We start from the raw sequence: 18,378 nt of genomic DNA on the forward strand, positions 1-18,378 counted from the left end.
GGCGGACGTGGCCGAGATGATGCGAGCGATCGTCAGACAGGGGCCCTCCGTCCGGCTCCGGCGGATGCCGGTGCCCTCGCCGGAGCCGGGCGAGATCCTCGTCCAGGTGATGGTCGCGGGGCTGTGCCGTACGGACGTCCACGCGGCGGACCCGGACGGGCACGCCGAACCGGTGGTGCTGGGCCATGAGTTCGCGGGCGTCGTCGCCGAACTCGGTGACGAGGTCACCGGCTTCGCCGTCGGTGACCGGGTGGCGGTGACGCCGATGCTGCCCTGCCTGCGGTGCGCGCGCTGCGCCGGGGGCGCCCCCGAGCGCTGCCCGCACGCCGAGCTGCTGGGCGTGCGGCGGCACGGCGCGTTCTGCGAGTTCGTGGCCGTGCCCGCGCACGTGGTGCACCGCATCCCCGAGGCGCTCACGTTCCGCGAGGGCGCGTACGCCGGTCCCGTGTGCGCCTCGCTCGCGGTGGCCCAGGCGGACATCAAGCCGCCGGACCACGGCCTCGTCCACGGCGGCAACCGGCTGGCACGGCTCACCGCGCACATTCTGCGGGCGTACGGATTCCACGCGGTCGACGTCCGCGGCACGGAGAAATCCGCGGCGGCCACCGCCTGCCTGACCCGCGTTCCGGCGGACACCTACGATTTCGCGGTCGAGAGCGCGCCCAGCGCCGCCGTGATCGGTGAATTGATCCGGGTCGTCCGCCCCGGCGGCCGTATCGTGCTCCGCAGCCGCCCCTCGGGGCCCGTGGAGATCGACCTCGGGGCCGCGATCGGAAAAGAGATCACCTTCGAGACGGTCGCCTACAGCACCTTCCGCGAGGCCCTTTCCTTCCTCGTCCAGGAGCACGAGAGAATCGCGGACCTGCTGGGCTGCGTCCGCCCGTTGGAGGATTTCGAGGACCTTTTCTCGGCGGAACGCGAGAGCCAGCGCTTCAAGAGTTTCTTCTGCCCCAATTTCGCCGACATCGGCCCCGCCGAAATCGAGGCCTGGGCCCGCCTGATGCACCCGCAGGCACCCCGGTCCTAGACCGTGTCGGCCGTACGCCGGTGGCCGGGCCACATGTCGGCGTACGCCGCGTCGAAGAACCGCGCCTGCGGGCCGCGCAGCGCGGGCCCGTCGGACGTCCCGTCCTGCGCCGCCTCCGCGAGGCGGGCCGCGTAGCGATAGGCGGCGCCGCGCAGGGGCTCGCTCCTCGCCGCGAGGTCGATCTCCGCCTGGGCCAGCCACAGTTCGTCGAGGAGCCGGTCGAGCCCGGGGTCGTCGTCCGGGGCGCGCGCGAGTGCCGCCTTCTCCACCTGCGCGGCGAGGCCCAGGAACTTCAGCACCGCGCCCTTGAGTTCGGCGCGGTGCGCGGCCGCCTCCTGCGCGTCGAGCTGCCGCTCGCTCGCCCGTGACACGAGGTACTGGCCGAAGAGCGATCCGCCGGCGCCGAGCACCACACCGGCCAGCGACAGGAGCGCCGGCCCCAAGGTTCCCCAAGATCCCATGCCCGGAGTCTCTCAGCGCCGAACCGCCCCGTTAGCCTCTGGCCATGGCTGATCCGCAGAGCGCCGTCTAAGGCGTGCTTCACCCGCACTCCCGTCCAGCTCCTGTCCGGCGCGGGCTGGAAGCGTCTGGCCGCCTTCCGCGTGGACGGGGAGGGCGTCCTGCTCGGCGGCGCGCCCGCGCGCTACGCGGCCCAGACGGCGTTCGTGCCGTGGGAGGACGTCACCTCGGTGGAGCTGTGGGAGCAGCGGATGGCGGGCCCGCCGATGCGCTACGTCGGGGTCCGGCGCCGCGCGGGGGCGCCGCCCCTGCCAGGCATGAACAGCAAGCTCCGGCCGGACGAGACGTCCCTGCTCGCTCCCCACGTCGAGCACGACCTCTTCCTCGCCAGCCGCCCCGTCAACCTGTGGCGCCTCGACCCCGAGCGTCTCCAGGCCGCGGTGGACGCGTTCGCGCCCCACGTGCCGGTCCTCGTCCGCCAGTGACGACACCGGCGACGCGGCCGCTCACTCCGCGGGGACCGCGCGTATGCGCAGTGCGGCGAGGAAGGACCGCGTCTCCGCGGCCGTCCGCCCGGGGGTCGGCCTCGGCCCCGAGGTGACGACCGGCTGGGCCGTGACGGTGGCGGCCTCGCTGCCCCAGACGCAGCGTGAGCTGGTCGTCTTCGCCACCGCGTACTCCACGCACCTCAGTTTGCCGCCGATACGCCCCGGGGCGTAGCTCTTCGCCTCGCCCGAGGCGACGGAGGTGCCGAGGATCGCGGAGACGGCGTCGTCGTCCTCCCCGGGATCCGAGACGTCGATGCCCGGGTCCAGATCCAGGGTGATCGCGAAGGACTTCTTGCCGTCCGCGCGCAGATAGCTCGCGTGCGCGGTCTTCTCGGCCGGGTCGAGATTGTCCTCCTTCCCGAACCTCTCCCAGAGGGACTCCCCCTTGCCCGCGAGCCGGTACTCGCCGAACCCGCGCGGCATCTTGGCCGTGTGCTTCTCCGGCGGCTTCTCCTCGTCCCCCGTGAGGGACCAGACGCCGGCCGAAGCGGCGGCGACCATCACGGCCCCGGCAACTCCGCCGATCACGCGGCGGCGTGCGCGGCGGCGGTCCCTTCTCTCCCGTACGGCCGCCCAGTCGATGGGCGGCGGAGACGGCTCGTCGGGCTCCGCGTTCGGCATTGGGTCCCCCCTCGGATCAGCGGCAGCGTAACCGCTCAGGGGGTGCCGTTCGCGCGCGGGAGCGGGGTGTGCCAGTCGAGGAGGTGCCGGAGTTCGTCGTCGAGTTGGGAGAGGAGGCGTTGCGGGCTCTGGGGGTGCGGCGTGCGGCCGGTGGTGAGGCGTTCCGGGGGGCCGCTCGCGGTGCGCATGTGGCTCATCGCGATGTTGCGTTCGACGCGGGGCCTGCGGTGCCGCTCGTAGTGGCCGAGCGGCGAGGTGGAACCGTCCGCTTCGCGCAGGGCCTTGGCGAGGACGACGGCGTCCTCCAGCGCCATCGACGCGCCCTGCCCGGTCGCGGGCGACGCCGCGTGCGCCGCGTCGCCGATGAGCACGGTGCGCCGCCCGCGCCAGCGGATCGCGGGCGCCAGGTGCAGGGCGTTGGTGACCTTCAGCTCGCGCGTGGTGGAGGCGACGATGTCCGCGGCGGGCGTACGGTCGAGCGCCACCAGCGGCAGCAGCCGCTCCCGCCACTCCCCCGGCGCGTTCCCCGCGATCTCCTCGCGCGTGGCGGCGGGCCCGCGCACGCGCGCGAACCAGTAGGTCTCGCCGCCGGGCGAGAGGAGGTAGCCGAAGTCCGCGCGGCTGCCCCGGACCATGGTGAGCGTCTCCTGCTCGGCGTCGGGCGGGGCCGCGCGGTCGGTGTAGCCGTAGTAGACGCACTGCCCGGCGTAGCGGGGACGCGCCTCGGGGTCGAGGGTGGCGCGGGTGGCGGAGCGCAGGCCGTCGGCGCCGACCAGGTAGTCGCCGTACGCGCGGCTCCCGTCGGCGAAGACGGCGGTGACGCCGTCCGGTTCCTCGGTGACGGTGGCGAGCCGCGCGGCGTGCCGTACGGGGATGCCGCGCGCGCGGACCTCGCCCTGGAGCGCGGCGCCCAGGTCGGCGCGGCGCACGCAGCGGTAGCGGGTCCGGGTCCGTTCGGGGTGCCCGAGCGGCACGGCGGGGGCCCGCTCCCCGTCGGCGTCCAGGGCGCGCATGGCGGTGACGGGGAAGCCGACGCGGTTGACCGCGTCGAGGGCGCCGATCTGGGCGAGCGCGTGCATGCCGTTGCTGGCGAGGGTGAGGAAGGCCCCGATGTCCGCGCCCGACTCCGGGTGCGCCTCGTGGACGGTGACCTCGAACCCCGCCTTGTGCAGGGCGAGAGCCGCGGCCGAGCCCGCGACCCCGCCGCCGATGACCAGGATCATGAGCGGATCGTCTCCTTCGTCGCGGTGGCCTCGACCACGGCGAGCGGGGTGGATGTGGGTGTGACCCGGTCGAGCCGGAAGCCGGTGGCGGCGAGCATCCGCTCCCAGTCCCGCGCGGTCCGCTCACCGGCGGCGAGCATGCCGAGCATCGTGAGGTCCATCGTCGCGGCGAACGGCGGCAGCGGGTGCTCCGGCCAGTCGGGCAGCACCAGTTCGACGAGGCGCAGCCGGGCGCCGTCGCCCCCGGCGGTGCGCACGGCGCGCAGGATGCGCTCGGCGTCCACGTCGGACCAGTCGTGCAGCACGTAGCTGAGGAGGTAGCAGTCGGCGCCGGACGGCAGGTCGTCGGCGACGAAGAAGTCGCCCCCCGCGGTGGTGAAGCGCGCGCCCAGACCGTGGCTCGCCAGCAGCGGGCCCGCCTCGGCGACGACATGGGGCAGGTCGAAGACCACCCCCGTCAGCTCCGGGTACAGCCCGGCCAGCCGTGCCAGCAGGGTGCCGTCGGCGCCGCCCACGTCGACCACGCTGCGGATGCCGCCCAGGTCGAGGGAGGTGGGGACGCCGTAGCGTACGGTCCGGAGCCCCTCGCGCATCGAGGCGCTGAACCGGGCCGCCTGCTCGGGGTGGTCCGCGAACCAGTCGAACATCGGCTTGCCGTAGTGGTGCTCCGGCGCCGGGACGCCGTCCCGCAGGGTCCTGTGCAGCTCGGCGTAGGGGGCGTAGAGGGTGTCCGCCCAGGTCAGCGCCAGTTCGTACGCCGAGGACGCGGTGTCCGGGGCGAAGGCGGGGCCGAGCGGGCCCAGGTCGACCCGGTCGCCGTCCAGCAGGACGAAGACGTCCTCCCCGGCGAGCACCCGCAGGAGCTGGCGGAGCCGGACCGGGTCCGTGCCGGAGCGCCGGGCCAGCTCGGGCACGGGCAGCGGCCCGCCCATCAGGTGCCCGGCGAGGCCGAGCCGGGCGACGGCGAACGCGGCCTGCGCGTACTGGAACCCGGCGAGCAGCCGCACGGCGCGCACGGTGGTTTCGGAGTCATGTGTCATAACGCGCTTATCGTGACAAAGGGTCAGCGGAATACGGGGGCGACACGAGGTCGTCACCCGGACACCCGGCCCCGGCACTCCGCGTGCCGCGCCAGCACGCGGGCGACCAGCTCGTCCGCGGCGCCCGGATAGCCCTCGGGGTCGAGCAGCGCGCGCGGGTCCGTGCCGTCGGGCAGGCCGCCCCTCAACTCCTCGTGGCGCGCGAGCAGTTCACCGAAGGTGCCGTCGCCCGCCGCGGCCCGCCGGGCGCAGTCGCCGAGCAGCCGCTTCGCGCGGGCCTTGCCGAGCGACGCGGCGAGCGCGGCGTTCAGCCGTTCGGAGACGACGGCGCCGCCGGTGAGGTCCAGGTTGCGGCGCAGCGCGGCCGGGAAGACCTCCAGGCCCCCGGCCAGCTCCGCCGCCGTGTGCGCGGCCCCGGCGGCCAGCCGCAGCGCCTCGCGCAGCGGCTGCCACTCGGCGTGCCAGGCGCCCGGCGCGCGCTCGTCCTCGGCCAGCATGCTCTGCGCCAGCACCGAGGCGTACGCGGGCACCTGCCGCGCCGCCGCGACGATCAGCGTGGCCAGCACCGGGTTCCGCTTCTGCGGCATGGCGGAGGACGCGCCCCGCCCCTCCGCCGCCGGTTCGGCGACCTCCCCGATCTCCGTACGGGAGAGCGTCTGCACGTCCAGCGCGAACTTGCCGAGCACCCCGGTGACGGCGCTCAGCGTCCCGCCCAGGTCGCAGAGCGGCAGCCGCAGGCTGTGCCAGGGCACGGTCGGCTCGCGCAGCCCGAGCCCGGCGGCGAACCGGGCGGCCAGCACGGGGCCGTGCCCGGCCCCGCGCCCAGCCCCGTGCCCGGCCTCGCGCCCCTCGGCAGCCGTCCCCCGCGCGTACTCCTCGTAGGCGGCCAGGGTCCCCGCCGCGCCGCCGAGCTGCGCCGGGAGGGCGTCCGCCGTGCTCCGGGCCCGCGCGGCGGCGTCCAGCACGGAGTCGAGCCAGCCCGCCGCCTTCAGCCCGAACGTCGTCGGCACCGCGTGCTGGCCCAGCGTCCGCGCCGCCATCGGCGTGGCGCGGTGCTCGCGCGCGAGCGCGGCGAGCGCGTCGGCCGTACGGAACAGCTCGCGCTCGACGCCCGCCAGGGTGCGGGCCGCGAGCAGCATCGCGGCGGAGTCCAGCACGTCCTGGCTGGTGCAGCCCAGGTGCACATGGTCCGCCGCCTCCGGTTCCGTCTCCGCGACGGCGGCCGTGAGGCGGCGGACGAGGACGACGACCGGGTTGGCCGCGCCCCGGGACTCCTCCGCGAGCGTCACGGCGTCGACGCGGACCGAGCGCGCGGCCCTCGCGACGGCCTCCGCGGAACGGTCGGGGATCACCCCCAGCGCCGCCTGCGCCCGGGCCAGCGCCTCTTCCGCCTCCAGCATCGCGCCGATCCACGCCTCGTCGGAGAGCCCCGGCACGGCGTCCGTACCGGCCCACACGGGCGCGAGCAGCCCGGAGTCGGTCCCCGCCGCCGTGTCCGTGTGCTCTCCCGCCGCGTGCCGTACGGGATCTGAGTGCTGCTCAGACATGGACCCGCCTCTCCTCCGTCGTTTCCTCCAGAGTCGCCCCCTCCGGCGGGAAGCGTCTGCCCACCGGCATGGACAGGCACTCGCGGGCGATCGCGTCGGCGTCGCCGAGGATCACCGAGTCCACCCCGGGGCGTATCCCGGCGGCCGTGGCCCAGTGGACGGACTCGGTCGGCACGCCGAACGCGAAGCGGTACGGGTGCGGGGCGCCGCCCGCGTCCACCAGGCGGCACGGGCGCGGCGTCACGGCCAGGCCGCCGGTCTGCACATGGCCGTCGGTGCCGGTCGGGATGGTGTACGGGCGGCAGGCACCGCGCTCCAGCAGGTCCCGGACGAGCGGGTCGGCCGTACGGCGGACGTCCACCTCGGGGAGCCGGGCCTCGATCAGCGCGGTGACGCGGCGCTCGGAGCCGGGCACGGCGGCGGACCGTACGGCGAAGCCGCCCGGCGCGGGGGTGACCGTCATGCCGGGCCCGAGCACCTCGACGGCCCCGGCCTCGATCAGCGCGATCAGCTCCTCGATCCGGCTGGGCGGCGGCCCGATGGAGAGGTACGCGTTGAGCGGCGTGTACCAGGACTGGAGCTCCCGCCGGTAGGACTCGCCGGTGATCCCGGCGTGGTCGACCACGAGCCGGACCTCGTTGCGCAGGTCGCGCAGCACGTCGAGCGCGGACTTCAGCGGCCCGCGCACATTGCCGCGCCGCGCCTCCGTCAGGTCGCCGCGCAGGTGGTCCAGCAGCCAGCTCCGGTAGTCGGCGGGCGCGCCGAACACCCGCTCGCCGTACGGCTTCGCCACGCACTCCCAGTCCCAGCGCTCGTGCCGCCCGATGCCGAACCGGCTCAGCGTCCCCTCGTCCACGGGCGCGTCGAGCGGCAGCCGCGCGTACGCGCGCAGGAACGCCTCGGCCGCCGCGGGGTGGCCACGCTGGCCGAGCAGCGCGTGCAGGTAGGCGCCCGCGACCTCGCGGTCGATCAGCGGCCACACGTGCCGCGCGAACTCGATGCGCTCCCCCGCCAGCCGGCGGTCCCGCAGCGCGGCGATCCGCTCGGGGGTGAGGATCACGGGCAGGTGCCGCCCGAAGGGGCCCTTCTGGTTCTCGCCGCGGGCGTGGTACGGGACGCCGCGCCGCGATCCGGCGTACAGCCGCGGCTCCCGCCCCGACGGCCGGTACCGCAGCCGCCCGTCCCCGCGCTCCCGGTGGAAGGCGCCGCCGCGGCCGACCGTCAACAGGGCCAGGTGGTCGAAGAAGTTGAGCCCCAGCCCGCGCAGCGCGACCCGCTCGCCCGGCGCCAGTCCCGCGAGGTCCACCTCGGCCGGGCTGGCGGGCGGCAGATAGCCGAGCCCGGCGTCGCGCGCGTGCGCGCCGAGCGCGGACTCCTCGGCGCCGCCCGCGGGGAGCATGTCGAGGTGCCCCTGCGCGAGCACCACGCAGTCGACCCGCAGCTCGGTGCCGTCTTCGGTGCCGTCGTCGAGGGTGACGAGCTGCGTGGCGTCCTCGGCCTCGGCCAGCCGCGTCGCACGGCACCGGTGCGCGCGCACGGCGACCCCGGGGGGCGCGGTGCGCCGCACGTGGTCCAGGACCCAGACGAGATAGTGGCCGTAGAACGCCCGGGACGGGTAGGCGTCGGGACCGAGCCGGGCGGCCTCCGCCCGTACCCGCTCGGGCAGTTCGCGCGCCGGGCCGCCGGGACACGCCACCGACCGCGCCCACTCGTAGAGGCTCGGGCCCGGGCGGATCGGGCCCGCGCAGCGCACGCTGCGGTCGGTGAACATCGTGACCTGCGACGCCACCGTGTTCATCAGCAGCTCCTGCGGCTGCGTGCCGCGCCACACCCGGCCGCCCGCGCCGAGGTACGGGTCGATCACATGGACCGTGAGTCTCCGGCCGCGCGCGACGGCGGCGTTGGCGGCCAGCCGCTCGACGACGGAGAGTCCCCGCGGACCGGCGCCGACCACGGCGACACTGCGCTCCTGGCTCTCGCCCATCGGTGCTCTCCCTGGTCCTGAGACGCCCGGCGGACGTACGCACGTAGGGGGACGTACGTTCGCGCCTGAGGCGTGCCGTCTCCCACGGAACGGGGAGGGGGGAACCCGATCAGTACACCCCACGGCACGCCGTCCCGCACGTCCGGCGGGCACCGGGGCGGTGGCATGCTGCTCCGTGTGACTCCTCCCAGCGAACCCGCCCGGGGCACGCCCGACCGGGGCGCGGTGGACGTCGGCGGACTGCGCCTGTCGTACCTCGACCACGGCGGCCCCGGACGGCCCCTGCTCGCCCTGCACGGACACTTCGGAGAGGCCCGCACCTTCGCGCCGCTCGCGGCCCGACTCGCCCCGGCCTGGCGGGTGGTGGCGCTCGACCAGCGCGGCCACGGCCTCTCGGACCGGCCACCGGGCGCGCCCCCGGAAGCGGACTTCTCCCGGCGGGCCTACGTGGCCGACGCGGCCGGACTCCTGCACCACCTGGGCCTGGAGGACGCCGTCGTCCTGGGCCACTCGCTCGGCGGCGTCAACGCCTACCAGCTCGCCGCCCGCCACCCCGGCCTCGTCCGCGCGCTCGTCGTGGAGGACGTGGGCGCCGAGATCGAGGACGACCTCTCGTTCTGCCTGGAGTGGCCCGAGCGGATGCCGACGCGCGCCGACCTGCTCGCGGGGCTGGGCGACTCGGCCCGCCATGTCGCGGACTCCGTGCGGGAGTTCGCGGACGGCTGGGGGCTCCCGTTCCGCGCCGCCGACATGGTCGCCTCGCAGCGGCAGCTCAACGGCGACCACTGGGCCGACTGGCGCGCGGGCACCTGTCCCGCGCTGCTCGTGCGCGGCGCGCGCAGCCCGGTGCTGAGCGCGGAGCACGCCCGGCGGATGGCGGAGCGGCGCCCCGGGACCCGGCTCGTGGAGCTGGACACGGGCCACGCCGTGCACGCGACGGCGCCCACGGAGTTCGCCGCGGCCGTCCGTACGTTCCTCGCCGCCCTGTGACGGAGGCCCCGTGTGGGCCGAACGGGTGACAGACCACCGACCATCGCCGAGAACGGAGACCCCGCATGCGCCTCGCGCTCGCCCAGATCACGGCCGACCTCGACCCCGCGCCGAACCTCGGCACGGTGCGCGACCTCACGCGCCGCGCCGCCGACGCCGGGGCCCGCCTCGTCGTCTTCCCCGAGTCCACGATGGCCCGCTTCGGTGCCCCGCTCGCCGAGGTGGCCGAGCCGCTCGACGGGCCCTGGGCGACCGCGGTGCGCGGCATCGCGGAGGAGACGGGGACGGTCGTCGTCGTGGGCATGTTCACGCCCGCGCCCGGCGGACGCGTCGCCAACACCCTGCTGGCCACGGGCCCCGGCGTCGACGCCTCGTACGACAAGATCCACCTTTACGACGCCTTCGGCTTCACCGAGTCCGAGCAGGTGGCGCCCGGCTCCGAGGTGGTGACGATCGACGTGGACGGCGTCCGTGTCGGCCTCGCCACCTGCTACGACGTCCGCTTCCCCGAGCTCTTCCGCGCCCACGCCGACGCGGGCGCCGTGCTCTCCCTGCTGCCCGCCTCCTGGGGACCCGGGCCCGGCAAGGTCGAGCAGTGGCAACTGCTGCTGCGGGCGCGGGCGCTGGACGCCACGGTCTGGCTCGCCGCCGCCGACCAGGCGGCCCCCGCGCCGTCCGAGCCGGAGACGACGGCCCCGGTCGGCGTCGGCCACAGCGCGCTGGTCGGCCCGGACGGCACGGTGCGCGACAGCCTGGGCGCCGAGCCGGGGCTGCTCGTCACGGACGTCGGCGTGGACGAGGTCGAGGCGGTCCGCCGCAAGGTCTCCGTCCTCGCCAACCGGCGGCTGTGAGCCCGGGCCGGTACGCCGAGGGGGCCGCTCCCGTACGGTGCGACGGGTGGCGGCCCCCCCTAGGTCGTGTCTTCCTGGTGCGCCGGGCGGCGGTCAGAGCCCGAGGCTCCCGGTGACCGAGGAGACCGCCGACTGGCTCTTCGACGGCTGCCGGGGCCTGCCCGGGACCTCGCCCTCCAGCCGCCCCTCGCTGAGGAGGCGCAGGGTGTCGAGGGACGGGGCGAACGCGTAGACCGCGCCCTCGGTGCGGACGAACTGACGGAGCCTCAGCACCGTCGGCGCAGGTGCCGCCTCGTGGTGGAAGGCGACCCGTCCGTCGGTGATCCCGGTCAGCTCACCGCCGATCATCGCGTCGGGTCCGGGCTGCGGGTCGCGTCCCGGCGGGAAGTTGGGATCGGTGCACCAGTCCTTCTGCATGAACTCGAACTGGTTCATCAGATCCGCCTGGTAGCAGCCGAAGACCAGGCCCCGTGAGGCGTTGACCCCGCCGCCCTTGCCGCCCGCCGGGTCGAAGGGCTCCCCGTACGGGATGCCGCGGCGCATGATCCGGCCGATGTCGATCAGCTCCTCGGGCTGGGCCTCCTCACCTGCGCCCTCGTTGAAGCCGTCGCGCGGGTTGCAGGCGCGGATGTGGGAGAAGAGCGGGGTGGTCCGCCCGTCGAGGTCGTCGCGGAAGCTGAACTCGTTGTCCGGCACCACCTCCGTCTCGCCCGGCGGCATCATCGGGCACTTGGCCACCGAGGTGCCGGACTGCCAGCGCCCCACGAACCGCGCGGCCAGCCACTCGGGCGTGGCCTCCTCGCCGACCGCTTCCTCCTCCTTGAGCTGCTTGAGCAGCGCGCCCACCTGCGCCCACCAGCCGGGCACGTCCTGCGCGAGGCGCCGTACGACGTGGAAGGAGCCGTCCTTCATCCACGCGGGCGGGTTCTCCACCACCGGGTAGATGCGGTGGAAGCCCTCGGGGGCGACGGCGCGGTCGTAGCCGACGACGAACTCGCCCGCCGGGATGATCCGGGTGCCCGGCTTGCCCTTGGCGTACCGCGGATTGTCCGGGTCCGGCTCGTCGAAGCCCGCGACGCCGGGCTGGCTGATGCCGTCCTTGAAGCCGAAGTGCTCCTTGCCCGCGCGCTCCCCCGGCAGCGTCTCCGCCTCCTGCACGTAGAGCAGGACGGCGCCCGCGCGGCTGATGGCCTCCGTCTGGCCGCTGACGGCCGCCTTGAGGTCCGTGTCGGAGGCGACGGTGAGCACGGCGTGGACGACCTTGTCGTCGTCGTCCTTGCCGAACAGCCAGTGATCCGGCGCGTTCTCGTCCACGTCCCCGAGGACCGGGGCGCGCTGGGCGGCGCCCTGGACGAAGGCGTCGACCGTCGAGCCGGGCGTGATCTCCGGGAAGATCTCCTCCCGTTCCGTGAGGAACTGGATGCCGGGGTGGGTGAGGCTGAGGCCGATCCAGGTGGCCTTGAGCTTCTCGGGGTCGGCGCCGCCCGCGTTGCGCCGGGCCGCGCTGAACTTCTCGTTGAACTGCGTCACCGCCGCGGTGGTCGCGACCTGGGGGATCAGCCCCTTCAGCCACGCGCGCGCCTTGGCGACATCGGTGAACCGGACGAAGAGGAGGGAGACATGGTCCTTGTTGAAGCCGGCGAGGATGTTGCCTTGGATCTGTTCACTGGCGCGCAGGGGCAGCCTGGAGGTCATGAGAGTCCTTGGGGTCGTGCCGGAGGGTTCGTCGGAGGAGCGCTGTCCGTGCCTCACCTCGCGGCGGCGTGGACCTCCAGCGCGGTCCGGACCGCCGATTCGAGGGCGCCCTCGATCCAGGCGGGCTTCAGCGAGGTGTGGTCGCCCGCGAAGTGCAGCGGCCCCTCGGTGCTGCCGATGTCCGGGAACAGCTCGGTGTGCTGGCCCGGCAGCAGCACCGACGCCTCGCCGTAGGCGTACGGGTCGCGCAGCCAGCTCTGGGTCTTCCCCTTGCCGGTGTAGAAGACCTCGGCGCGCTGCCCGTAGACCTGCTGGATGCCGCGCAGGGCGTGCGGGTAGCGGGCCTCGTCGTCGTACGCGTCCCAGCGCACGGCGTCGTCCGCCCAGCTGTACGAGGCGAGGACGACCCCTCCCTGGCTGCCGGGCACGGGGTGCGAGGGGTTGAACATGAAGCGGTTGGTGTTGTCGCACACCGAGCCGCCGCCGTACGCGTGCACCGCCTCGGGCTGGTCACGGGTGAGCCAGCGGTTGGCCGCGTAGTGCGTGCGCTGGGCCTCGGAGATGTGCTTGCCGGGCACGGACGGGTGGGCGCCGAGGAGCTTGCCGTCGTCCGGGACCTTGCCCGCGCGGTAGTCCTCGTACAGCCCCGGCCTGATCGCGTTGAGCTGCTTCTTCCACTCGTCCTCGTCGAACTCCCACCACCGGCGGCTGAACTCCAGCAGCACCTTCGTGGCCGCGTCGTAGTGCAGCTCGATCAGCGCGCGGCGCTTGGGGTACGAGGGCTGGGGGCGCAGCTGCACCTGGCGCAGGCCCGAGAAGGGCACGGTCACGATCGCGTAGTCGGCGGTGAACTGCTGCCGTTCGACCTTGCCGTTCCGCCCCTCGGACACCGTGTCCACCCACACCGCGGGGCCCTTCCCGGAGACGTGGGTGGCGTCCCCGCTGTCCTGGCGCTCCGGGTCCCGGTACTCGATGCGGGTGACCCGGCGGTCGAAGCGGACCTCGCCGCGGATCCTCTTGAGCATCGCGTCGGCGAGCACGGCGGTGCCGCCCTCCAGCTCCCAGAACTTGGTGCGGGGGCTGATCAGGGCGTGCCCGATGAAGCTGTGCAGGAAGGCGAGCGGCAGCCGCGAGGTGACGTTCTCCAGGGTGCCGATGAGGTCGACGGTGCGCACGTCGAGCTTGGCGTACTCGGTGAGGAAGCGGAACATCGAGTAGTCGCCGAACTCCTCGATGACCGAGGTCCAGCCGTCCAGCGCCTCGGGCAGCGGCTTGTCCTTGCGGGTGCCGTCGGGCTGCTTGACGCTGAACCTGTCCCGGATCGGGTCGAGGGCGGCCTCCAGGATCTTGCCCGCCGGGGTGCCGTGGTACTTCTCGGGCACGCCGAAGGAGCGGTTGACCGGCGCGGGGTTCTCCTCGTAGGCGGCGCGGCGCATCCGGACGCCGTTGACGACGAGCCAGGTCCTGTTGGTGCGGTTGCCCTTCCCGTCCTCGGCGACGAGCTTGAACGGCTTCTTCTTCAGCTTGAGCTGGTCGATGAGCGCCATCACCAGCGGGTGGCTGCCGGGGATGCGCATCGCGCCCGCCTCGGCGTACTGCCGGGGGTCGGCGAACGGCTGCACGGCGTCCTCGTGCCCGCCGGTGCGGAACGTCTTGACGCGTCCCCCCGCCCGGTTGCCGTTCGCCTCCAGGACGGTGACCCGGTGCCCGGCCTTCTTCAGCAGGTAGGCGGCGAGCATCCCCGCCGGGCCCGCACCCACGACCAGCACCTTCCTGCTGCTCCCGGCGCGGGGCAGGCCGTCGCGCAGCACCTTCATGTACCGCTCGCCGAGCGGCTTGTCGGCGCCGTCCACCACCAGCACCGCGCGGGCCACGTCCCGGCTGCGCGCCCGGTCGCCGGGCGCCTTCGCGGGAGCGGGAGCGGGCGCGGGAGCCGGGGCGCCCGGGGCGCCGGGCGCGAGCGCCGAGGGGGACGCCGCTGCCGCCGTCCCGCCCAGGGTGCCGGTCGCGGCCACGGCGGCCGAGGCGGCGGTCACGGCCGCGAAGGAACGGCGGCTCGGGCCCGCTTCGGACGCCGTTTTCATCTCGCTATCTTCGGTCATGTCCGGACCGTCCCATCCGGGCTCCACCGCCCGGAAGGGAAGCGCTCCCAACCCCACTCGTACGAGGTCAACGGGCAATCGCGCGAGGCCCGTTACCCACAAGGATGATCACCCCCGGCTCACACCTCCCGCCACCCGTACGAGGGAGCAAGCGCATTCGACCGGAGAGCGATGGGCAGGGTGACGGGCGCGACACGAGACCCCACCCCCCACGAGAGGACTCTCTGTGCGCTCTTCCACCACGCTCCGCCTCGCCGCCGTGGCGCTCTCCCTCGGCCTCTTCGGGGCCGTCGCCCCGGCGGCGACCGCGGCGGCGCCCCGGGCACCCGGGCCCCCCGCCGCCGACCACTACTACGACTGCGACAACACCTTCGAGGCCGACCCCGAGGCCAACGGGCCCGCGGAGTCGGTCACGATCATGGGTGAGGGCTGCGCCGTACGGCCGGGCGACTCACCCGCCGAGGGGATCTACGTCGAGGACTGGGGCAGCGCCGAGGACTGGGTGTGCGCCCAGGTCGACCCGACCCCCGGCTCGGGCGTCATCGGACACGGCTGCCGCGCCGTGGAGAAGGACTCCCGCACCGGGGGCGTGTGACCCCGAGGATCAGTCGAGCGCCTTCAGGACGTCGCCGAGGTCGACGAACTTGAAGCCCGTGGCGGTGCGTTCGCCGTCCTCGGGGGTGGCGTGGCCGTCCTGGACGACGAGGAGGCCGTGGGGATACCGCTTCCCCAGCGGCTCGTTGAGGACGGCCGCGCCGTCGCACTCCTCGGAGCCGTCGAGCTCCTTCGAGGCGGCCGTCACCCTGAACCCGCCCTCGTACTCGTGGCCGTCGGAGGCCTCACGGTCGTAGGCGGCGAAGGTGTTGTCGCCCTGGCTGGAGGCGAGCAGATAGCCGTCGCCCTTGTCCTCGGTGAGCAGCGTCAGTCCCTCGACGTCGGCCGCCACGCGCTTGCCGCCGTAGCCGGGGTCGTCGCCCGGCACGCACTCCTCGGTCCCCTCGTCGTACGTCCCCGGGACCCCGTACTCGCGGACCTTGTCCTGCAGTTCGGGCTTGCCCGTGAGGTCCGCCTTCAGGCGCCAGATGCCGACGTCCTCCTGGCCCGCGTAGAGCGTGCCGCTCTCCGGGTCCACGACCATGCCCTCGACCTGCGGCTTCTCGCCGGGCTCGGCGCAGGGGCTCCAGTCCTTGCCGTTCGGCAGCCGGAAGGTGTCGGGCAGCTTCAGGTCGCGGACCTTCTCGTAGCCGACTTTGCCGCCCTTGCCCGCCTTCAGCTCCAGCAGCGCGAGGGTGGTGCGCTCGCGCTGGCTGACCAGGGCGTACGAGCGGCCGGACGCCTTGTCCGTCCAGGTGGCGAGGCCGTACGCGGTGCGCTGCTCGTTGACCTCGTCCTGGGACGAGGAGAAGATCCGCGGCGCGTCGTCCGCCGTGACGTCGGTGAGCGGGGCGCCCTTCCTGTCGCCGTCCACGCGGTAGACGCGCAGCTTGTCGCCGCCCCGGTCGCTGGTGACGGCCAGGTCGCCCTTGCCGGAGGTCATGCCGAACCCGTGCACCAGGTCGACGTTGTTGAAGCGGCCCGGCGCGTCGTCGGGGCCGGGCGCCGGGGGCGCGGGGACGGACTGGACCTCCTTCGCGTCGAGGTCGTAGACGCGCAGGCCGCCCTGTTTGGCGGTGGCGACGACGAGGCTGCGGTCCGGGTCCGCCGGGTTCCGCCAGATCGCGGGGTCGTCGGCGTCGGCTTCGCCGCCCTCCTCGTCGTCGTAGAGCACGGGCGTCTCGGCGCGCGGGGTGACCTCGGGCAGCGCCTCCGCACCGGCGGTGGGCGCGGCGGCGACCGCGCCGAGGACGGCGAGCGCCGCGGCGAGCACGGCGGTTCCGGGACGGGTTCTGCGGGACGAAGCCATCAGGACAGCTTCCCTTCGTAGTCGGGGAGTTTGAAGGTGCGGTCGGCGTGGCCGCCGACGAGGTCGGTCTCGCGGTTCCCCACGTTGCCGATGATCGTGTAGCCCTTGTCCTCGATCGCGGCGCGGCTGCTCGTCTTGTAGGCGCTCACCTCGTCGAAGAGGTCCGGCAGATCGCGTACGTACAGGCCGTCGACCGGGTAGCCCCGCGAGGTCAGATTGGACTCGGTGAGGCTCTTGATGATGCCGGGCCGCGCCGTGACGAAGAAGACGGAGACGCCACGGGACTTGGCGTACTTCGCCAGCTCCAGGGACGCGCGTACGGCCGGGGTCGGCAGGTCCCACCAGGGGTGGAAGTCGGTCTCCAGCGTGGTGTTGTCGACGTCGAAGACGAGCGCGAGCTTCTCGCCGTCCGCGTGCGCGGTGCGCTGCTCGACGTAGGGCCGGGCCTCCTGGTCGACGACCGCCCGGACGTCCCGCTGCCAGGTGTCGTAGTCGACGTCGGCGGCCTTGGCCGTTGCCGAGGTCGTGGCCGAGGCGGTGGTCGTGGCCGAGGCGGTGGTCGTGGCTGTCACCGTCGCCCCGAGGCTCAGGGCCAGGACGGCCGCCCCCGTTCCGATCCGCAGACGCGCGCCGCGTCCTGCCATGCCGGTCTCCCCTCTCTCTGCCCTCATGTCAGCCGACATGGTCATGGCAAGGCGTGGAGAAGGGGCGACCCTTCGGTTACCGAACGGTAGACGGCGTATGACGGAACGGCGCGTGACGCGCGCTCACTCAGAAGCCCCGGGATCGACCGGGCGCTCGAAGAAGGACTCCAGGACGACGACGGCCTCCGTGCCGCTCACGCCCTCGATCGCGTGCACGCGCCGCAGCACGTCCTGGAGCTCCTCCGTCGTCCCCGTGCGCACCTTGACCAGCACCGAGGCGCTGCCCGCCACGACGTGCGCCTCCTGCACCTCCGGCAGCGCGGCGAAGCGCTCCGCCGAATCCCCCATCCAGGACGTGGACTTGACCATGACGTACGCGAGCACGCCGCGGCCCACCGCCGCCGGGTCCACCTCCACCGTCGTCCGCCGGATGACGCCGCGCTCGCGCAGCTTGCGGACGCGCTCGTGCGCCGCCGCCGACGAGAGGCCGACGGCCCGGCCCAGCGCGGCGAAGGGCTGGGTGGCGTCCTGCTGGAGCAGGGCCAGCAGACGGCGGTCTATGTGATCCACGTATCACCACTCCCGGAGCTGATTCGGCGTACTCTCATGATGACCATATCCCATACGGCGAACGCCACTTCGCACCGAATACCCTTCACCGGGAAGTCAGGAGAGCCGTCATGCCCGCACAGCAGCCCGCGCCCACGCTCTACGAGGAGTTCGACGAGCGCTTCCACACCGGCCGCTGCAACTTCGGCGACGAGGCGCTGGAGGTCCTGTACACCGGATGCCGCTGGGCCGAGGGCCCGCTCTACGTGCCCGCGTGGCGGCAGGTGGTCTGGAGCGACATCCCCAACGACCGCATGCTGCGCTGGGACGAGAGCACCGGGGCCGTCGGCGTCTTCCGCTCCCCCGCCGGATACACCAACGGGCACACGCTCGACCGCGAGGGCCGGCTGATCTCCTGCGAGCAGGGCAACCGCCGGGTGACCCGCACCGAGCACGACGGCACGGTCACCGTGCTCGCCGACCGCTGGCAGGGCAAGCGCTTCAACAGCCCGAACGACTCGGCCGTACGCTCGGACGGCTCCATCTGGTTCTCCGACCCGGACTTCGGCATCACGACCGACTACGAGGGCCACCGCGCCGAGAGCGAGATCGGCGCCTGCAACGTCTACCGGATCGACCCGGCGAGCGGCGACGTCACGCTCGTCGCGGACGGCTTCGGCGGCCCCAACGGGCTGGTCTTCTCGCCGGACGAGCGGCAGTTGTTCGTCTCCGACACCCGGGCGGGCCAGATCCGCGTCTTCGACGTGCGGGAGAACGGCACGCTCTCCGAGGGCACCGTCTTCGCCGAGGCCGCCGCGCGGGGCGAGGCCCGCTTCGACAACATCCGGTTCGACGCGGACGGCCGCCTGTGGGTCGCCGCCATGGCCGACGGGGTGCACTGCTACGACCCGGACGGAACCCTCATCGGCCGCCTGGTGGTGCCCGAGGCCGTCTCCAACATCGCCTGGGGCGGGGCCAAGAGGAACCGCGTCCTCATCACCGCGGAGACCACCCTCTACTCCGCCCTGCTCTCCGTCACCGGCACCCACCCCACGGGACCGGGGCGTCCCCGCTGGACGTCGTAGTCCGCGCCACTCCGGCTGACCAGCCGGAACACGGCGCCTGCGGGGGTAAGCACCTAGAGTGCTCATCTCATTACGCGTAGCCTGTGGATACCCACTCGGGCAGATGGCGG

General features: G+C 74.0%; 17 protein-coding genes. 6 read left to right on the top strand and 11 right to left on the bottom strand.

The features are described from left to right. Nucleotides 1–16: 16 nt before the first annotated feature. The gene (locus ACGF3A_RS35005; protein ID WP_393734671.1) at nucleotides 17–1,027 is read left to right on the top strand and encodes a zinc-binding dehydrogenase; all 1,011 of its coding nucleotides are present in this window, start codon (nucleotides 17–19) and stop codon (nucleotides 1,025–1,027) included. On the opposite strand, the gene ACGF3A_RS35010 is transcribed toward ACGF3A_RS35005, so the two are convergent. Further along, nucleotides 1,024–1,488, bottom strand: a complete 465-nt coding sequence (locus ACGF3A_RS35010) for a hypothetical protein (protein ID WP_393734488.1) — start codon at nucleotides 1,486–1,488, stop codon at nucleotides 1,024–1,026. The two genes, ACGF3A_RS35005 and ACGF3A_RS35010, sit on opposite strands and share 4 nt — an antisense overlap. Nucleotides 1,489–1,629: 141 nt before the next feature. On the opposite strand from ACGF3A_RS35010, the gene ACGF3A_RS35015 reads away from it, so the two are divergent. Further along, nucleotides 1,630–1,971 (top strand): hypothetical protein, encoded by a 342-nt coding sequence (locus ACGF3A_RS35015; RefSeq protein WP_393734489.1) that lies wholly within the window; start codon nucleotides 1,630–1,632, stop codon nucleotides 1,969–1,971. Between the two features lie 21 nt (nucleotides 1,972–1,992). On the opposite strand, the gene ACGF3A_RS35020 is transcribed toward ACGF3A_RS35015, so the two are convergent. Genes ACGF3A_RS35020 through ACGF3A_RS35040 form a run of 5 tightly spaced genes read right to left on the bottom strand, consistent with a single transcriptional unit; the run spans nucleotide 1,993 to nucleotide 8,449 of the window. After that, complete coding sequence (locus ACGF3A_RS35020; protein WP_393734490.1) at nucleotides 1,993–2,655, bottom strand: hypothetical protein; 663 nt, start codon at nucleotides 2,653–2,655, stop codon at nucleotides 1,993–1,995. 35 nt (nucleotides 2,656–2,690) lie between these two features. Beyond that, complete coding sequence (locus ACGF3A_RS35025; RefSeq protein WP_393734491.1) at nucleotides 2,691–3,878, bottom strand: FAD-dependent oxidoreductase; 1,188 nt, start codon at nucleotides 3,876–3,878, stop codon at nucleotides 2,691–2,693. Then, nucleotides 3,875–4,918 carry a methyltransferase gene (locus tag ACGF3A_RS35030; protein ID WP_393734492.1) on the bottom strand — a complete coding sequence of 348 codons (1,044 nt, stop codon included), beginning with the start codon at nucleotides 4,916–4,918 and terminating at the stop codon, nucleotides 3,875–3,877. The genes ACGF3A_RS35025 and ACGF3A_RS35030 overlap by 4 nt, the downstream gene beginning before the upstream one ends. 53 nt (nucleotides 4,919–4,971) lie before the next feature. Next, the gene (locus tag ACGF3A_RS35035; RefSeq protein WP_393734493.1) at nucleotides 4,972–6,465 is read right to left on the bottom strand and encodes an adenylosuccinate lyase family protein; all 1,494 of its coding nucleotides are present in this window, start codon (nucleotides 6,463–6,465) and stop codon (nucleotides 4,972–4,974) included. After that, the gene (locus ACGF3A_RS35040) at nucleotides 6,458–8,449 is read right to left on the bottom strand and encodes an FAD/NAD(P)-binding protein (RefSeq protein ID WP_393734494.1); all 1,992 of its coding nucleotides are present in this window, start codon (nucleotides 8,447–8,449) and stop codon (nucleotides 6,458–6,460) included. The genes ACGF3A_RS35035 and ACGF3A_RS35040 overlap by 8 nt, the downstream gene beginning before the upstream one ends. Before the next feature lie 165 nt (nucleotides 8,450–8,614). Here ACGF3A_RS35040 and ACGF3A_RS35045 point away from each other — a divergent pair, with 165 nt between their 5' ends. Both ACGF3A_RS35045 and ACGF3A_RS35050 read left to right on the top strand, forming a co-directional pair. Continuing rightward, a complete protein-coding gene (locus ACGF3A_RS35045; RefSeq protein WP_393734495.1) occupies nucleotides 8,615–9,439 on the top strand; it encodes an alpha/beta fold hydrolase in 825 nt (274 codons plus the stop codon). Nucleotides 9,440–9,504: 65 nt separating this feature from the next. Then, nucleotides 9,505–10,290: a carbon-nitrogen hydrolase family protein gene (locus ACGF3A_RS35050; RefSeq protein ID WP_393734496.1), complete on the top strand. Its 786-nt coding sequence runs from the start codon at nucleotides 9,505–9,507 to the stop codon at nucleotides 10,288–10,290. 93 nt (nucleotides 10,291–10,383) lie between these two features. Here the strand turns inward: ACGF3A_RS35050 and ACGF3A_RS35055 are convergent, their stop codons facing one another. Continuing rightward, complete coding sequence (locus ACGF3A_RS35055; RefSeq protein ID WP_393734497.1) at nucleotides 10,384–11,985, bottom strand: Dyp-type peroxidase; 1,602 nt, start codon at nucleotides 11,983–11,985, stop codon at nucleotides 10,384–10,386. A gap of 53 nt (nucleotides 11,986–12,038) precedes the next feature. Then, nucleotides 12,039–14,087 carry a flavin monoamine oxidase family protein gene (locus tag ACGF3A_RS35060; protein ID WP_393734498.1) on the bottom strand — a complete coding sequence of 683 codons (2,049 nt, stop codon included), beginning with the start codon at nucleotides 14,085–14,087 and terminating at the stop codon, nucleotides 12,039–12,041. A gap of 226 nt (nucleotides 14,088–14,313) precedes the next feature. Here ACGF3A_RS35060 and ACGF3A_RS35065 point away from each other — a divergent pair, with 226 nt between their 5' ends. Further along, nucleotides 14,314–14,682: a hypothetical protein gene (locus tag ACGF3A_RS35065; RefSeq protein WP_393734499.1), complete on the top strand. Its 369-nt coding sequence runs from the start codon at nucleotides 14,314–14,316 to the stop codon at nucleotides 14,680–14,682. A 9-nt stretch (nucleotides 14,683–14,691) separates the two neighbouring features. Here ACGF3A_RS35065 and ACGF3A_RS35070 read toward each other — a convergent pair whose 3' ends face one another. The 3 genes from ACGF3A_RS35070 to ACGF3A_RS35080 form a co-directional block, all read right to left on the bottom strand. Next, on the bottom strand, nucleotides 14,692–15,990 hold the full coding sequence (locus ACGF3A_RS35070; protein ID WP_393734500.1) for a phytase: 1,299 nt from the start codon (nucleotides 15,988–15,990) through the stop codon (nucleotides 14,692–14,694). Beyond that, nucleotides 15,990–16,634 carry an HAD family acid phosphatase gene (locus tag ACGF3A_RS35075; RefSeq protein WP_393734501.1) on the bottom strand — a complete coding sequence of 215 codons (645 nt, stop codon included), beginning with the start codon at nucleotides 16,632–16,634 and terminating at the stop codon, nucleotides 15,990–15,992. Before ACGF3A_RS35075 ends, ACGF3A_RS35070 begins: the two co-directional genes overlap by 1 nt. Nucleotides 16,635–16,757: 123 nt before the next feature. Beyond that, on the bottom strand, nucleotides 16,758–17,204 hold the full coding sequence (locus tag ACGF3A_RS35080; RefSeq protein WP_393734502.1) for an Lrp/AsnC family transcriptional regulator: 447 nt from the start codon (nucleotides 17,202–17,204) through the stop codon (nucleotides 16,758–16,760). 110 nt (nucleotides 17,205–17,314) lie between these two features. Between ACGF3A_RS35080 and ACGF3A_RS35085 the strand changes: the two genes are divergently transcribed. Further along, the gene (locus tag ACGF3A_RS35085) at nucleotides 17,315–18,268 is read left to right on the top strand and encodes an SMP-30/gluconolactonase/LRE family protein (RefSeq protein WP_393734503.1); all 954 of its coding nucleotides are present in this window, start codon (nucleotides 17,315–17,317) and stop codon (nucleotides 18,266–18,268) included. Nucleotides 18,269–18,378 lie beyond the last annotated feature (110 nt).

The sequence above is a fragment of the Streptomyces sp. NPDC048172 genome (genome assembly GCF_043202595.1).
In the GTDB taxonomy this organism is placed as follows: domain Bacteria; phylum Actinomycetota; class Actinomycetes; order Streptomycetales; family Streptomycetaceae; genus Streptomyces.

Coding starts and splice junctions, on each gene's coding strand:
- ACGF3A_RS35005 (WP_393734671.1), top strand. CDS start 17: ATGATGCGAGCGATCGTCAGACAGGGGCCCTCCGTCCGGCTCCGGCGG.
- ACGF3A_RS35010 (WP_393734488.1), bottom strand. CDS start 1,488: ATGGGATCTTGGGGAACCTTGGGGCCGGCGCTCCTGTCGCTGGCCGGT.
- ACGF3A_RS35020 (WP_393734490.1), bottom strand. CDS start 2,655: ATGCCGAACGCGGAGCCCGACGAGCCGTCTCCGCCGCCCATCGACTGG.
- ACGF3A_RS35025 (WP_393734491.1), bottom strand. CDS start 3,878: ATGATCCTGGTCATCGGCGGCGGGGTCGCGGGCTCGGCCGCGGCTCTC.
- ACGF3A_RS35030 (WP_393734492.1), bottom strand. CDS start 4,918: ATGACACATGACTCCGAAACCACCGTGCGCGCCGTGCGGCTGCTCGCC.
- ACGF3A_RS35035 (WP_393734493.1), bottom strand. CDS start 6,465: ATGTCTGAGCAGCACTCAGATCCCGTACGGCACGCGGCGGGAGAGCAC.
- ACGF3A_RS35040 (WP_393734494.1), bottom strand. CDS start 8,449: ATGGGCGAGAGCCAGGAGCGCAGTGTCGCCGTGGTCGGCGCCGGTCCG.
- ACGF3A_RS35045 (WP_393734495.1), top strand. CDS start 8,615: ATGCTGCTCCGTGTGACTCCTCCCAGCGAACCCGCCCGGGGCACGCCC.
- ACGF3A_RS35050 (WP_393734496.1), top strand. CDS start 9,505: ATGCGCCTCGCGCTCGCCCAGATCACGGCCGACCTCGACCCCGCGCCG.
- ACGF3A_RS35055 (WP_393734497.1), bottom strand. CDS start 11,985: ATGACCTCCAGGCTGCCCCTGCGCGCCAGTGAACAGATCCAAGGCAAC.
- ACGF3A_RS35060 (WP_393734498.1), bottom strand. CDS start 14,087: ATGACCGAAGATAGCGAGATGAAAACGGCGTCCGAAGCGGGCCCGAGC.
- ACGF3A_RS35070 (WP_393734500.1), bottom strand. CDS start 15,990: ATGGCTTCGTCCCGCAGAACCCGTCCCGGAACCGCCGTGCTCGCCGCG.
- ACGF3A_RS35075 (WP_393734501.1), bottom strand. CDS start 16,634: ATGGCAGGACGCGGCGCGCGTCTGCGGATCGGAACGGGGGCGGCCGTC.
- ACGF3A_RS35085 (WP_393734503.1), top strand. CDS start 17,315: ATGCCCGCACAGCAGCCCGCGCCCACGCTCTACGAGGAGTTCGACGAG.